Consider the following 15681-nt stretch of genomic DNA (forward strand, 5'->3'; position numbering starts at 1 on the left):
TTTCAGGCATTTTCAAATAAAATTAAAGTCGTTTGCTTACGGGTAAACGACTTTTTATTTTTGAAAATAAACCTGACCTTCCGGCCAGCGGCGCATTACATTACTTCATCAATATGACCAGTCAAGAAAGTCTTCCCCATTTGATCCAGGTTCTTCAAGAAAAATTCGAGCAGGTAAAACTCGGCGGCGGTCAGAAGAAAATCGAGGCCCAGCATAAAAAAGGCAAGCTCACAGCGCGCGAACGCATTGCTTACCTGGTAGATACGGATTCTTATTTTCTGGAAATCGGTGCATTCACTGCGGATGGCATGTATGCCGATGAAGGCGGTTGCCCATCCGGTGGCGTGGTTGCTGGAATTGGTTATGTTTCGGGAAAACAATGTATGATCGTGGCCAATGATGCCACGGTAAAAGCAGGCGCATGGTTTCCTATTGCAGCCAAAAAGAATCTTCGTGCGCAGGAAATTGCGATGGAAAACCGCCTGCCGGTCATTTATCTTGTGGATAGCGCGGGCGTTTATCTGCCTATGCAAGCCGAGGTTTTTGCCGATAAGGAGCACTTTGGAAGGATTTTCAGGAATAATGCGCAAATGTCAGCGATGGGAATTGTCCAGATTTCGGCTATTATGGGCAGTTGCGTGGCCGGCGGGGCTTATCTACCGATCATGTCCGACGAAGCATTCATTGTCGAAGGCACAGGTTCCGTTTATCTGGCGGGTCCTTATCTGGTCAAATCCTCCATAGGCGAAGATGTGGATTCCGAATCATTGGGCGGCGCATCCATGCATTGCGAAATTTCCGGCGTCACCGACAACAAGTTTCCCGATGATAAATCCTGTCTGGACGCTATTAAGCGCCACATTGACAAAATAGGAAGGCCCGCTTCCGCAGGTTTTGACAAAAAACCAACGATGCAACCCAAACGCAATCCAGAAGAAATTTACACATTGCTTCCCACCGACCGGCTCAAACCCTACGACATGCGCCATATTTTGGAATGCATTGTGGACGACTCGGAACTCGCCGAATACAAGCCCGATTACGGCAAAACATTGATCTGTGCTTATACCCGCGTGGATGGCTGGGCTGTGGGAATCGTGGCGAATCAGCGCAAAATGGTGAAATCAGGTAAAGGCGAAATGCAGATGGGCGGCGTGATTTATGGTGAATCGGCTGATAAGGCAGCGCGGTTTATCATGAATTGTAACCAGAAAAAAATCCCGCTCATCTTCTTCCACGACGTAACCGGCTTCATGGTTGGAAGCCGTGCCGAGCAGGGTGGGATCATTAAGGACGGCGCTAAAATGGTAAATGCCGTCGCCAATTCTGTGGTTCCGAAATTCACATTCATCGTAGGGAATTCTTATGGCGCAGGCAATTATGCCATGTGCGGAAAGGCCTATGATCCGCGGCTGATCTTCGCATGGCCCACGGCTCAAATGGCGGTGATGAGCGGCGCAACCGCAGCCAAAACGCTGCTGCAAGTGCAAACAGCAACATTAAAAGCAAAAGGCGAAACCATTACGCCCGAAGCCGAAAAAGCATTGCTCGACGAAATCACAGATCGCTACAACCAGGAATTATCTCCTTATTACGCCGCGGCACGGTTATGGGTCGACGGCATCATTGATCCGGTGGAAACCCGGAAAATTATCTCCATAGGCATTGCAGCCGCAGATCAGGCTCCCATCGAGAAACCTTTTAATGTGGGTGTGATGCAGGTTTAATTTTAAAAAACGTCCATTATTATGTCTCAGAAAATAGCATTTATAGGTTTGGGTAACCTGGGAACACCCATTGCAGAAAGTCTCATTAAGGCCGGCTACGAGCTAACCGTTTGGAACAGAACTGCTTCAAAAGCGGATCCATTGGTCACATTAGGGGCGAAAGTCGCCGAAAATGCGATCGACGCCGTTGAAACGGGCGGGATCGTGATTTCGGTGCTTGCAGATGATTCAGTCGTCGAGGAAATTTTCAACATGGAACTGGTCGAAAAGTTGGGAAAAGGCGGTATTCACATTTCCATGAGCACCATATCGCCCGAAACTTCTCGCCAAATGAGCCAGATACACGACTGGTACGAAGCCACTTACATTGCCGCGCCCATTTTTGCCAGGCCGGAAGCAGTAGTAGCAGGAGTAGGCAACATTGCCATTTCCGGCAAAGCCGCAGCGAAGGAAATTGCGAAGCCTATTTTGCAGGGATTCGTAAAAGGCATTTATGATTTTGGAGAAGATCCCGGCGCTGCGAATGTGGTAAAACTGGCCGGAAATTTCATGATCGCGGCGAGTTTGGAAATGATGGGCGAAGCATTTACGATGGCTGAGAAAAACGGGATTTCCCGTCAAAGCATCTACGAAATGCTAACCCAAACATTGTTTGCTGCGCCGATTTTTCAGAATTACGGGAAATTCGTGGCCAACAATGTTTACGAACCGGTTGCATTCAAGCTGGCTTTGGGCCTGAAAGACATTAACCTGACATTACAAACCGCCTCGGACGTGCATGTGCCTATGCCGATGGCGGATCTGATCCGTAACCGTTTTATTTCTGCATTAGCCAAAAAGCGGGATAATCTGGATTGGAGCGCGCTGGCGCAAGGTGCGTCCGATGACGCCGGGGCATAAAAAAAGGCTGCATGTGCAGCCTTTTTTATTGATTAGCAACGAATTAATTATTCTCGCTAAATTCAAGTAACATCTCATCACTTATATTATTCTTCTCTTTGAAGTCAGAAACCGTTTCTGTGAAAGAAGTATGAAGACCTTCTACAAGTTCAAGGTTTTTATAAATACCGTCGTAGATTTCATTTAGTGTTTTATCCAAACCCTGAACATTTAAATTCATGTTCTCCGTCTCTATCTGACCTATTTTTTTGATCACTGCAGTCTCACTGTTTTTCAAATCCTCGATTTCACGAAGGACTTTCTCCATAGTCTTATATTTCTCGATCTTATCCATAAGTCTTGTTTATAGTTTGCTGTAACACTTAAAATATCATACCAATACGGAAAATTCACCGGTAAATCCGGTCTTCATTTTCCTTTGTTTGCCATGATTAGGAGAAAATTAGCGTTTATAACTCTCGTGCTTTTTGTGATGTCTGGGCCGGTTATTCAGGCTCAGTCCAATGAAAAGACATCATCCTGGAAGGGATTTGTGAAGGTGGAATTCACTTTTGAAAACAGGAATGCCTGGTATGTGAAACCGCAGAAGGCCGCGGCCGGCAACCCCTGGGTGTGGCGCGCACATTTCCCCACCTGGCACACGGAGATGGATAGTATACTGCTTTCTCGTGGCTTTCACATTGCTTATATCAACACCAACGACATGTTTGCCCATCCCAAAGCCATGCAGGTTTGGGATGCTTTTTATGATTATTTGGTAAACCAAAACCAGTTTGCACCCAAAGTCGCACTCGAAGGCGTAAGCCGGGGAGGCTTGTATGTGTACGGCTGGGCCAAGCGAAATCCTGACAAAGTAAGCTGCATTTATGCCGAAGCGCCCGTTTGCGATCCTAAAAGCTGGCCGGGAGGAAAGGGGAAAGGGCCGGGATCGGAAAAGGATTGGGCTGCATGGCTGAAACTGTTCAACCTTTCGGAAGAGGAAGCTACGAAGTTTACGGACATTCCTTTGAATGATCTGGCAGGTTTGGCGGCTTTCAAAGTGCCTATAATTCATGTTATCGGATTAAAGGACAAGCATGTGCCGGCGGAGGAAAACAGTGATTTATTGGTCAAAAGCTACATGCAGCTCGGTGGCCCGATCAGCGTTTATCCGATGACACGCGGCGAGCAGGAAATGGAAGGGCATCATTTTCCCATCGAGCATCCCGAGTTTTTTGCCAATTTTATTGAGCAGCACAGCCTTCCCGTGCAAAAGCCATTGTCACATAAGCCTTATATTCAGGTGAATAGGGGTTTGGGAAATGCGTTTGAAAAATTCAGAAAAGAGAAAAAGGGCACGGTTGCATTTCTGGGCGGTTCCATCACGCATAACCCTGGCTGGCGCGATAAAACGGCTCAATATCTTCAAGAACATTTTCCGGACACCGACTTTACTTTCATAGCGGCAGGTATTCCGTCACTCGGGAGCACGCCGCACGCGTTCCGCTTCGAGCGCGACGTGCTGGCAAAAGGCACGCCCGATTTGCTTTTCCTGGAATCGGCCGTGAATGACCGGGGCAATGGTTTCAGCGAAAAAGCGCAGGTAAGAGGCTTGGAAGGGATTTTAAGGCATTTATATGCTGTAAATCCGAATGCTAATGTTGTATTAATGGCCTTCGCTGAGCCTACAAAGAATGCGGAATATGAAAAAGGGAAGGAGCCCATAGAAGTGGCTGTTCATGAGCGCATTGCTAAACATTACGGCACAGCTTACATTAATCTCGCCAGGGAAGTCTACGACCGGATCACCGCAGGGGAATTTTCGTGGAAATACGATTTCAAAGACCTCCATCCTTCGCCTTATGGCCAGGAAGTGTATTTCCAAACCATCAAACAACTAATCAAGACCGACAGCAGCGCCGCGACAAACGCCATCAAACTGCCCGCGCCTCTCGACAAATTTTCCTACGAAAAAGGAAGTTACCACGAAGTCGCAGAAGCCAAAAACCTGAAAGGATTCACGCTCGTCCCCGACTGGAAACCCGCAGACAAAACGCCCACCCGCCCCGGCTTCGTGAATGTCCCGATGCTCGTAGGCGAACAACCCAACGCCTCCCTCGACTTTGAATTTAAAGGCCGCGGCATTGGGATAGCCATCATCTCCGGCCCCGACGCCGGAAAAATCACCTACACCATCGACAACAACCCGCCCAAAACCCTCGAAACCTTCACCCCATGGAGCTACCAACTCCACCTGCCCTGGTATCTCATGCTAAACGACGAACTAAAAAGCGGCAAACACAACGTCCACCTCACCATCGCTGGGGATAAGAATGAAAAAAACACAGGAAATGCTTGCCGGATTGTTTATTTTTTAGTGAATGAATGATGGTTTTAAATAGAGGATATTCCGTAAATTGGTAAGATAAAACACAAACTATGAGCAAGAATGATCTTAAAACCAGCCTCCATGCGCTGATTGATAGCATTGAGGATTCTACTGTTTTGCAGGCTTATCTGATTTTGCTTTCCCGGGAGGCGCAATCACAGGAGGATTTTTGGCATAATGTTGATGATCAGACTAAATCTGCAATCAATGAGGGAATAGCCGACTTTTCTGCTGGTCGCGATGCTGATTTCTTTGAGTATATGAAGTCTTCGCATGGCATTGAACGTTAGGTTATCTGATCGGGCGAGGGCGGATATAGAAGATATTTCAACTTATCTAGCCGAAAACTTCTCTGAAAAGGCAAAAATTGATTTCCTGATCAGGCTGACCGATCAGCTTAAATTGATCAGTGAAATGCCACTCATGTTTAGAGCTTCCATCACAAAAGCTGGTGTACGGGAATGCGTTTTGAACAAACATACAATCATTTACTATCAGGCTACGGATGAACTTGTTAAGGTGCTAACCATCCGTAATACAAAGAGAGACAACGCTTAGCTCACTTACCAGTCTGCGTTGTGTACGTGCTTTCGAAAATTTTGTCGGCGTTGGCGGCTTCGAAGCCGTCTCGGCGGTGTCTTCTGGTGATTTCGGCTGGGGGGATGTTTTGGAATTGAGGGAGGATTTTTCTTTCAGCGAATTCTACGTAGGAGCCGGAAATTTCCAGGTGTTCGTTGTTGGCGAATTTCGCGTTGATCATTTCCGCAATGGTGGCACTTTGTAGCAGGCCGCCGTCTGGGCTGATCTTTATTTTTCCTCCCGAAGTGTTTAAGCGAATGCCATTCTTTTCCAGAAACTCATTGAATGCTGCCACGGTGTTGTAACCTTCCGGCAGGTTATGCACGCTGATCGTGAAGTGGTTGAGATAATATCGGTTGTAGATCACCCACGCAGCATATTCGCTTTCCCGCAAAAGGGAATTGTAATCTGCCACCGTCGGCGTGCGCCACAAAGGCTGATGCAGAAACGCGTCGACTTCTGCGCCATTGTCCAGATCCAATGCGTCAACAGGATCAGCGGTAACTTCATCGGTGTAACTTCTTATAATGCGCTGGCTTTCGTCGGACAGGTCATTCACCCGCAGTTCACTCACAAAAATACGTGGATCAGTTTCTCTGGGCGGGCTGTACCACCATGCATCGAGCTTTTTCCCTTCGAAAAAATAATGATCGCGCTTTTCGTAACCATAATGCAGGAAAATCTTTTCAAATGATTGCACCCCGAGGTTGGCGACGCCCATCGTGCGGAATGCAATGTGGTCATTTTCAATGTTGTCTGCGCTGAGGACAACGCCATCGGCCACCATTGCATTCAGGATTACACCCACGTCAGGAACGCGCTCTTTGTAGCGGCGCATCAGGCCGTTTAGTACGATGTCCAATGTTTCAAGTCTGTGTGTTGCGCTCATAGTGTTATGTCTTAATGTTATGTTAACGTGCAGACTATGAAGTAATTATCAAGAAGATGCGCTTTGTAATCAGCCTTTCGATAGTTCGGTTGACCTTAATTGTGCTGCTATGATGCCATTCTTCAAGGTCTCGTCCAGTTTTCCGGCTTCGAATTGCCTCAATGCTGCTTCTGTGGTGCCGCCTTTGGAGGCGACGGCTTTGATCAGCTCGTCCAGCGATTTATCTGCGGTGTTGATCAGGTGAAACGATCCCAGCATGGTTTGTTTTACCAATAATGCAGCCACAGACTCCTCAAAGCCCATTTGCTTGCCTGCTTCAATCATGGCTTTAACCACGTAGAAGAAATAAGCTGGTCCGCTGCCGCTTAATGCCGTAACCGCATTCAATTGGTCTTCATCTTCCAAAAACACCGAACGCCCCGTCGCATTGATCAGGTTTTCGATTTTCCTTAGTTGATTAATGTCTACTTCCGGCGACGCAGAATAGGCTGTAATGCCCATTCCAAGCATGGCAGGCGTGTTGGGCATAGCGCGGATTACTGCTTTATGGTCGAGCGCATTTTGTATAATTTCAATGGTTACACCGGCCATAATAGAAAGCACAACCTGATTGGGCTTCACCACATCGCGCAGGGACGCGGAAACGGAAGTGAAATCCTGCGGTTTAACAGATAAAATAATAAGATCATATTCACCGATCTGCGGACCAATAATGCCGGTAATGACGCCTGGCTGGAAGCTGTTGAGGCTTTCCATGCGGTCTTCACTTTTCTCTACCAGGAGAAAATCTTCCTTTTTTACCAGATCAAATTTCAGGAACGCGCGGGCGAAGGCCATTCCCATATTGCCGCAGCCGATGATTGCAATTTTCATTTGAAGGATAATGTATTTGTATTAAAAGGTTTTGAGCGAATTACGTAACTTTTATACAATTATCGGCTTTGGAAAAACAAATAGCGAAAATTTCCGGCGGAATGAATCCCGCGTGAGGCATGTTAGAAAACATATGCCGTTATTGCAGCGCTTAAATCAGGAATTTTGAAATACAGAGTGGAGGAAATATAATATTCTGCATATGTATTTTTATCCTGCTTAATATTTTGAAAAATTGATATAATACATTTTTTTACAAGCACATACATTCTCGCGAGCCGAATTAACCTAACACTATTGCAATACTTCAATTATGGCTATAAAAGTTGCTATTTCTCATAAAACCAAATACCAGTTTGACCGGAGCGTTTCCCTTTCACCGCACATTTTCCGACTTCGCCCCGCACCGCATTCCCGGACAGCCATTGAAGGTTATTCATTAAAAATTACCCCCGAAAATCATTTTATCAACTGGCAGCAGGATCCCTTCGGCAATTATCAGGCGCGGGTTGTTTTTCCTGAAAAAACGACTGAATTAAGCGTGGAAGTGGAAGTGATCGCTAAAATGCAGGTGATCAATCCGTTCGATTTTTTTGTGGAAGAATACGCGGAAATGTATCCTTTTGCCTATGAACCGACATTAAAAAAGGAACTTGGCCCTTATCTCGAACCGAGAGAGGCGAGTCCGGCGCTGATGGAATGGGTTGAGAAGGCGAAAGTGAACCGTGATATCAAGATCGTGGATTTTCTGGTGCACCTTAATCAGCAGATTTACAATGCGATACATTATAACATTCGCATGGAAGTGGGCGTCCAGACTTGCGAAGAAACATTGAACATTAAAAGCGGTTCCTGCCGGGATTCGGCGTGGTTACTGGTCCAGATTCTGAGACATTTGGGCATTGCGTCTCGTTTTGTTTCGGGTTATCTGGTGCAGCTGACTTCGGACATTAAGTCATTGGACGGTCCGAGTGGCCCGGAAGAGGATTTTACGGATCTGCACGCGTGGACGGAGGCTTATGTGCCGGGTGCTGGCTGGATTGGCCTCGACCCTACTTCCGGACTGTTCGCCAGCGAAGGCCACATTCCGCTTTGCTGCACGCCCGATTATGCGAGTGCTGCGCCGGTTTCGGGTGCGACGGACATTTGTGAAGTGACTTTTGAATTTGATAATAAAGTTTTCCGGATCCACGAAGATCCGCGAGTTACCAAGCCTTATACAGAGGAACAATGGGCAGCGGTGATGCAGGTGGGTCACGATGTAGAAAAGGATTTGCAGGAAGGTGACGTGCGCCTGACGATGGGCGGCGAGCCAACATTCATTTCGATCGACGATTTCGAATCGCCGGAATGGAACACGGCTGCGGACGGACCATTGAAAAGACAACTGGCCTATGACCTTTCATTAAGGCTTAAAAAACGCTTCGCGCATGGCGGATTGCTGCATTTTGGTCAGGGCAAATGGTATCCCGGCGAGCCTTTTCCAAGATGGCAATATGCGCTTTACTGGCGCAATGACGGCGTTCCGATGTGGCGCAATGATGATCTTGTCACCAAAGAGGGCCAGACCAAATACACATTCCGCGAAGCTGAAATCTTCACAACCGAACTTACAAAATATCTTGGTTTAGACACCAACAACATTACGCCAGCTTACGAGGACCCGATTTACTGGGCGATGGAAGAGGGGAAATTGCCGGTGAATGTGGATCCTTTGAAAGTAAACCTCAAAGACTCTATTGAAAGAAGAACACTGGCAAAATTGCTCGAAAAGGGCCTTAATAACCCAGCTGGCTTTGTTTTACCTATTAAATGGAATGAAAAAGGACAGCATTGGTCGAGCTCAGCCTGGCAATTTAAGCGCAACCATTGTTTCCTTGTGCCCGGAAATTCGGCGATCGGTTTCCGTTTGCCGCTGAAATCCTTGCCCGAAGTTGCCAAAGCGCATCGCGAGCAGCCGGTGGAACGCAGTCCGTTTGAAGATTTGCCGCCGCTGATCGATTTCAAGCCGGTTGTAGAGTCGCGTTATGGGTCGGTGGCGCCTCCTTATGAGCTGCCTGTGAATGCGATTTTTGAAGAGGAGGGGGATGATAAGAAACCATTAACCGAAAAAGAGGCGGAAGATAAGCTTCTTTTTGAGCTTCCGATTATCAAAACGGCGCTTTGCGTTGAGGAACGGGAGGGAATCATTTATGTATATCTGCCTCCGACGGATTATCTCGAACATTATCTGGACTTGATGGCGTCCATAGAAGCCACGGCGGAAAAGCTGAAAATGCCCGTCCGGATCGAAGGTTATGCTGCGCCAACCGATGCACGGGTTCAAAAACTAATTGTTACGCCTGACCCCGGGGTGATAGAAGTGAACATTCACCCGGCCAAAAACTGGCAGGAACTCGTTGATAATGTGAGTGCGCTGTATGAAGAGGCCTTCTTTTCAAGATTAGGCACAGATAAATTTATGGTTGACGGACGCCACACCGGAACCGGCGGCGGTAACCACGTGACCATTGGCGGTGCAAAACCTGCCGACAGCCCCATTCTGCGCCGGCCCGATCTGCTGAGGAGCTTGCTGACTTACTGGCAGCATCACCCTGCATTAAGTTACCTTTTTGCAGGACCATTCATTGGCCCTACAAGCCAGGCGCCGCGCATTGACGAAGGCCGGGACGAGAAGCTTTATGAAGTTGAAATTGCATTTGAACAAATTCCCGAAGGAGAAGAAGTGCCATTCTGGATGGTTGACCGCGTTTTCAGGAACTTGCTGGTGGACATTACGGGCAATACGCACCGTTCGGAATTCTGCATGGATAAGCTTTATTCACCTGATTCCGCAACGGGACAACTCGGGATTCTGGAATTCCGCGCGTTCGATATGCCGCCGCACAAGCATATGAATCTCGTCCAAACATTGCTTGTAAGGGCGTTGATTGCGAAGTTTTGGAAAAACCCTTATAAGCACAAGCTCATCCGTTGGGGAACGGAACTTCACGACCGTTTCCTGCTGCCGCATTTTGCTTACCTGGATATGGTGGATGTGGTAAAGGATTTGAAAGATGCGGGCTATAACTTCGATATTTCCTGGTTTGACCCATTCTTTGAGTTCCGTTTTCCGCATTATGGCGGCATTACAGTGGACAACATTCAGCTCGATCTGCGACTGGGCATCGAGCCCTGGCATGTTTTGGGAGAAGAATTGTCCAACAGCGGCACTGCCCGTTTTGTGGACTCTTCGCTGGAACGCTTGCAGGTGAAAGTGAGCGGATTTGTAGAAGGAAGGCACATTCTGGTTTGCAATGGCTGCCGCGTTCCGCTGCGCAGTTCGGGGATTAAGGGTGAGTTTGTTTCGGGAATTCGATACAAAGCCTGGAACCCGCCATCGGCATTGCACCCGACGATCGGGGCCGATGCGCCGCTCGTTTTTGACATTGTGGATACCTGGAATAACCGTATATTGGGCGGTTGTACTTACTTTGTTTCACATCCGGGAGGCCGTGCTTTTGATACTTATCCGGTGAACAGTTTTGAAGCAGAATCACGTAAAATAAGCTTGTTTCAGGGTTTTGGGCATACGCCATCTGCCAAGCAGGAAGTGCCTATTCTGGAAAAATCGACGGGTGCGGTGTCACGTTTTATTGCTGAGACGAAGAAAGAGATGAAGAGCGACACGCCGATCGAATTAATTAATCCGGAGTATCCGAATACGCTGGATTTACGTAAATACTGGAAATCAAAATAGATTTTTAGTACAAACCCTACTTACTACATTATGCTTACCGAGGCTCCTGTGGATCTTTTACAATCCTATCAAAACGGACTCACATCTTATGACGAAGTGCTGGATTTGAACGGGAAGGTAAAGCCGTACTGGAAAGCGCTATTTTCTCAGCTGGAAAGGCTGGGCATGGATGAACTGAAAATCCGGAACCAAGAAATCATCAGCAAGCTCCGGGAAAACGGGGTGACTTATAATGTATACGGCACGCCCGACGGCCTTAACCGTCCCTGGCAGCTGGACCCTATCCCTTTTTTAATTGAACAAAAAGAATGGAACGGCATTGCAAAAGGCTTGCAGCAGCGCGCAATCCTGATGGATCTGATCCTGAAAGACCTTTACGGACCCAGAAACCTGGTGAAAGACGGCATTATCCCGGCAGAACTCGTTTTTGACAACACCGGCTTTTTCCGCCCGTGCATTGACATAAAAGTGCCGGGCAATAATCAGCTGACCATGTACGCGGCCGATATGTCGCGCGGGCCCGATGGGCAGATGTGGATTGTGGACAACCGCACGCAGGCTCCGTCCGGGTCGGGTTATACATTGGAAAACCGTGTGGTAATGAGCAAGCTGCTTCCCGAATTGGCTGAGGGAATGTATGTTAGCAAGCTGTCGCCTTTTTTTAACAGTCTGCAAAACACAGTTTTAAAATTATCGGATAAAAGAAAAGACGCGCCGAACATTGTTTATCTCACGCCGGGACCAAATAACGAAGCCTATTTCGAGCACGCTTATCTGGCTTCCTACCTGGGCTATACACTCGCGCAGGGCGACGATCTGCTGGTTCGTAATGGCTGCGTTTGGTTGAAATCCATTGATGGTTTGCAAAAAGTGGACGTGATCATCCGCCGTATCGACGACGACTGGTGTGATCCGCTTGAACTGCGCGAAGATTCCCGTTTGGGCGTTCCCGGATTATTGCAGGCCATCAGGCTTGGTAATGTGCAGGTTTTGAACCCGCCGGGGACGAGTGTTTTGGAAAATCATGCATTTCATGCCTTTATGGGCAATATTTCCAATTATTTTTTAGGTGAAAAACTGATTATGCCCTCCGTGGCCACCTGGTGGTGCGGGCATGTGAAAGAGCTCAATTACGTGCTGGAACACATGGATGAGCTGATCATTAAGAAAGCAAATCGCAAAACGAAATTCAGGTCAATTTACGGGAGGCTGATGACTTTTGCTGAAAAGGAAGAGCTGAAAAAAATGATCATTCAGCGGCCGCACGAGTTCATTGCACAACAGGAAGTGAGCTTGTCCACAACGCCGTCCCTCATCAATGGCAACATTGAGCCGCGTTATGCTGCATTAAGGGCATTTATGGTAGCCGATGAAAGTGGTTATCACGTCATGCAAGGCGGACTGACGCGGAGCTCACCGGTTAAGGACCGTTTTGTGATTTCAAATCAATATGGCGGGTTGTCGAAGGACACCTGGATTGTGTCGGACAAAACGGAAGACATTCAGGAAAAGATCGTTTTGACTTCACCGATCTCGGTTAACAAGCACGTCTCGCTCCCCAGCCGCAGCGCGGAAAATCTGTTCTGGATAGGGCGTTATTGCGAGCGGACGATGGCCGTTATCAAGTTTATGAACATTACGATCAATGTGCTTAACCTGGACAGGAATTTCGGCGGCTCAGCGAAGCAGGAGCACATTAAGATCCTGTTGCAATCACTCACACATTTGTCTTCCACTTATCCGGGTTTTCTGGAAGAGGAGGATTTAATGTCAGATCCTTACACTGAGATCATTGACCTGATTTCCAACACCAGCCGTCCAGGCACCATTGCGGCCAATATCGGTGCATTTCTGAATGCTGTTGCAGCGGTGCGGGACCAGTGGGACCAGGAGATCTGGCGGATCGTGGATTTGATCGATAATGGTTATCATGAGATCCGCAATGCGTCGTCGATGCATAACAATAACATTCAGAAGACTCTTGATGGATTGTTCAATAATATGTTCACGTTTTTGGGCGTGATAGCAGAAAGTATGCCGCGCGACAACAGCTTTTTGCTCCTCGAAACGGGCAAGCTGATCGAGCGCATCCTGTCGCGGATCAGTGTTATCCAATCTAATTTTGGTGTAAAAAACACGCCTGGCGTTGAAAATGAGCTGATCGAGGCGACATTGATCAACCATCATTTGCTGGTAAATTACCGGCAGATCTATAAGTCGCATTTGAGCGTGGAAGCGATGCTGGATATGGTTTTGTTGGAAAAAACATTGCCTTACTCGCTGGTTTATATGCTCGATGAGCTGAAAAACAACATTAGCAAGCTGCCCGTAACAACCCGGAGCGAAAGGCTTAATGAGGCGCAGAAATTCGTTTTGAAGGCGGCCACATTGGTCAAGCTGGCGGATGTGAGCGATTTGAGCAAATGCAATGTGGGATTGGAAAGACGGGAATTGTTCAACCTCCTTTCGGAAGTATCCAAGCTCATCAGCTCCGTTTCGGTGAACCTGACCAACATGTATTTCAGCCACACTTTTATGCATCATTCATTTTACGATCCGATGGATTACGATACGGATGAAATATAAGCTGATTCACAAAACGGAATATAAATACGCGGAGGCGGTCAATAATTATCATAGTCTGGTGTGCCTCGCGCCGCGCTCGCTGCCGAATCAGCTGTGCCAGAATTTCGACATTCAAATTTCCCCCGAACCTTCGCAGATCATCGACCGGAAGGATTTTTACGGAAATACAACCCATTATTTCTCCCTGCATTCCCCGCACAAAACGCTTACCGTACTCACAACAGCCATGGTGGAGCGGCTTACCGAGGAAACCGGGTCTTTGTTTTTGCCCTCCGAAATCTCCTGCGAAGCAGCCCGTCAGCAACTTCTGGGCGACCGGGCGCTGAAAATTTCGCTGCTGGAATACATGCTGCCGAGCCCTATGATCAAATGGGATCAGGAGGTGCGGAATTTTGCAAAAGATTGTTTTCAGGAAGGAATGCCGCTATATGCTTGTGTGGAAGCGCTTTGCGCCAAGATTTTCCATGAATTCGATTTTGTTCCGGATTTTACAACCGTGCATACGCCTATTAAGGATGTTATTGCAGCTAAAAAGGGTGTTTGCCAGGATTTTTCGCATCTGGCCATTGCCTGCATCCGGAGTTTCGGCTTTGCTGCACGCTATGTGAGCGGCTATCTGGAAACGCTGCCGCCGCCCGGAAAGCAGAAATTACAAGGCTCGGATGCGTCGCATGCCTGGATCTCGGTGTACATTCCCGACTTCGGCTGGTGCGATTTTGACCCGACCAATAACATTGTTCCCGGTGAACGGCACATTGTCACTGCCTGGGGCCGCGATTACAGCGACGTGCCACCATTGAAGGGCATCATTTTCAGTTATGGAAAACACACGCTGAAAGTGGAAGTGGATGTAATTCCCGTGTGAAGAATAGTTAATATAAAGAATTTGAGAATTGGCCTCATTTCTCTAATTTTACACATCATTTTGAAATAAGTATACAAAACGTCTTTTAATGTAACCAAGCAGTTTAAAATCCTGCACTTCGCATGGATTGGCAATGGTTTCTTCTAAGAATTAAATAATTATAAAATTACGAATGAAAGAATTAGCATTCAGAGATGCCATTCGCGACGCCATGTCGGAAGAGATGCGCCTTGACAAGAGTATTTTTTTAATGGGAGAGGAAGTTGCAGAATACAACGGCGCCTATAAAGCAAGTCAGGGAATGTTGGACGAATTCGGTCCCGAGCGCGTGATCGATACGCCTATTGCTGAGCTTGGCTTTGCCGGGATCGCAGTAGGAGCTGCCGGAAACGGACTTCGCCCGATCGTTGAATTTATGACTTTCAACTTCTCTCTTGTTGCGATCGACCAGATCATCAACAGCGCAGCGAAAATTCTTTCCATGTCTGCCGGCCAGTATGGCTGCCCGATCGTTTTCCGCGGACCAACCGGTAACGCAGGACAATTGGGAGCGCAGCACTCGCAGAACTTTGAAAACTGGTTTGCTAACACGCCCGGTCTGAAAGTAGTAGTTCCTTCGAACCCATATGATGCGAAAGGACTTTTGAAATCGTCTATCCGCGACAACAACCCGGTAATCTTCATGGAATCGGAAGTAATGTACGGTGATAAAATGCAGGTTCCGGAGGAAGAATACCTGATCCCGCTGGGTAAAGCAGATGTGAAACGTCAGGGCAAGGATGTTACCATTGTTTCTTTTGGTAAAATGATCCCCCGCGTTGTGATGCCAGCCGTTTTGCAATTGGAAAAAGAAGGCATTGACGTAGAAGTGGTTGATTTGAGAACTGTTCGTCCTATCGATTATCCTGCGGTTATTGAATCTGTTAAGAAAACAAACCGCTGTGTGGTTGTGGAAGAGGCCTGGCCGCTTGCATCTATCTCAACAGAAATTACTTATCACATTCAGCGTCATGCATTTGATTATATGGATGCACCGGTGATCCGCGTAACCAACCGCGATGTGCCGCTTCCATACGCACCAACATTGATCGAAGAAATCCTGCCTAGCGTTAAGCGTGTGGTGGAAGCAGTAAAGTCGGTGCTTTACAAATAAGA

General features: G+C 47.5%; 12 protein-coding genes. 9 read left to right on the plus strand and 3 right to left on the minus strand.

Translation table 11 applies throughout. The annotated features are described in order from the left end of the window. Positions 1-113: 113 nt before the first annotated feature. Positions 114-1727, plus strand: coding sequence for an acyl-CoA carboxylase subunit beta (locus NFI80_RS19710; RefSeq protein ID WP_235166240.1), 1614 nt, complete (start codon positions 114-116; stop codon positions 1725-1727). Between the two features lie 21 nt (positions 1728-1748). Beyond that, a complete protein-coding gene (locus NFI80_RS19715) occupies positions 1749-2627 on the plus strand; it encodes an NAD(P)-dependent oxidoreductase (RefSeq protein WP_026632832.1) in 879 nt (292 codons plus the stop codon). 43 nt (positions 2628-2670) lie between these two features. Here the strand turns inward: NFI80_RS19715 and NFI80_RS19720 are convergent, their stop codons facing one another. Beyond that, positions 2671-2961: a hypothetical protein gene (locus NFI80_RS19720; RefSeq protein WP_233799044.1), complete on the minus strand. Its 291-nt coding sequence runs from the start codon at positions 2959-2961 to the stop codon at positions 2671-2673. Positions 2962-3099: 138 nt separating this feature from the next. Here NFI80_RS19720 and NFI80_RS19725 point away from each other — a divergent pair, with 138 nt between their 5' ends. The 3 genes from NFI80_RS19725 to NFI80_RS19735 are packed head-to-tail and all read left to right on the plus strand — an operon-like array spanning position 3100 to position 5553. Further along, complete coding sequence (locus tag NFI80_RS19725) at positions 3100-4995, plus strand: SGNH/GDSL hydrolase family protein (RefSeq protein WP_254414157.1); 1896 nt, start codon at positions 3100-3102, stop codon at positions 4993-4995. A gap of 50 nt (positions 4996-5045) precedes the next feature. Next, positions 5046-5285, plus strand: coding sequence for a hypothetical protein (locus NFI80_RS19730; protein ID WP_235165939.1), 240 nt, complete (start codon positions 5046-5048; stop codon positions 5283-5285). Beyond that, positions 5269-5553, plus strand: coding sequence for a type II toxin-antitoxin system RelE/ParE family toxin (locus tag NFI80_RS19735; RefSeq protein WP_235165941.1), 285 nt, complete (start codon positions 5269-5271; stop codon positions 5551-5553). Before NFI80_RS19730 ends, NFI80_RS19735 begins: the two co-directional genes overlap by 17 nt. 1 nt (position 5554) lies before the next feature. Here NFI80_RS19735 and NFI80_RS19740 read toward each other — a convergent pair whose 3' ends face one another. Next, entirely contained in the window at positions 5555-6463 is a 909-nt protein-coding gene (locus NFI80_RS19740; protein ID WP_235165942.1) for a DUF1338 domain-containing protein, read from the minus strand. Positions 6464-6532: 69 nt separating this feature from the next. Next, the gene (proC, locus tag NFI80_RS19745; protein ID WP_235165943.1) at positions 6533-7336 is read right to left on the minus strand and encodes a pyrroline-5-carboxylate reductase; all 804 of its coding nucleotides are present in this window, start codon (positions 7334-7336) and stop codon (positions 6533-6535) included. 313 nt (positions 7337-7649) lie between these two features. Here proC and NFI80_RS19750 point away from each other — a divergent pair, with 313 nt between their 5' ends. From NFI80_RS19750 to NFI80_RS19765, 4 genes are all read left to right on the plus strand, one after another. Beyond that, entirely contained in the window at positions 7650-11075 is a 3426-nt protein-coding gene (locus NFI80_RS19750) for a transglutaminase family protein (protein WP_235165944.1), read from the plus strand. Positions 11076-11105: 30 nt separating this feature from the next. Then, positions 11106-13661, plus strand: coding sequence for a circularly permuted type 2 ATP-grasp protein (locus NFI80_RS19755; RefSeq protein WP_235165945.1), 2556 nt, complete (start codon positions 11106-11108; stop codon positions 13659-13661). Next, positions 13651-14526: a transglutaminase family protein gene (locus NFI80_RS19760; RefSeq protein ID WP_235161075.1), complete on the plus strand. Its 876-nt coding sequence runs from the start codon at positions 13651-13653 to the stop codon at positions 14524-14526. Before NFI80_RS19755 ends, NFI80_RS19760 begins: the two co-directional genes overlap by 11 nt. Positions 14527-14698: 172 nt before the next feature. Further along, positions 14699-15679: a pyruvate dehydrogenase complex E1 component subunit beta gene (locus NFI80_RS19765; protein WP_026631727.1), complete on the plus strand. Its 981-nt coding sequence runs from the start codon at positions 14699-14701 to the stop codon at positions 15677-15679. Positions 15680-15681 lie beyond the last annotated feature (2 nt).

Origin of the sequence: Dyadobacter chenhuakuii (assembly GCF_023821985.2) — a bacterium.
In the GTDB taxonomy this organism is placed as follows: Bacteria; Bacteroidota; Bacteroidia; order Cytophagales; family Spirosomataceae; genus Dyadobacter; species Dyadobacter chenhuakuii.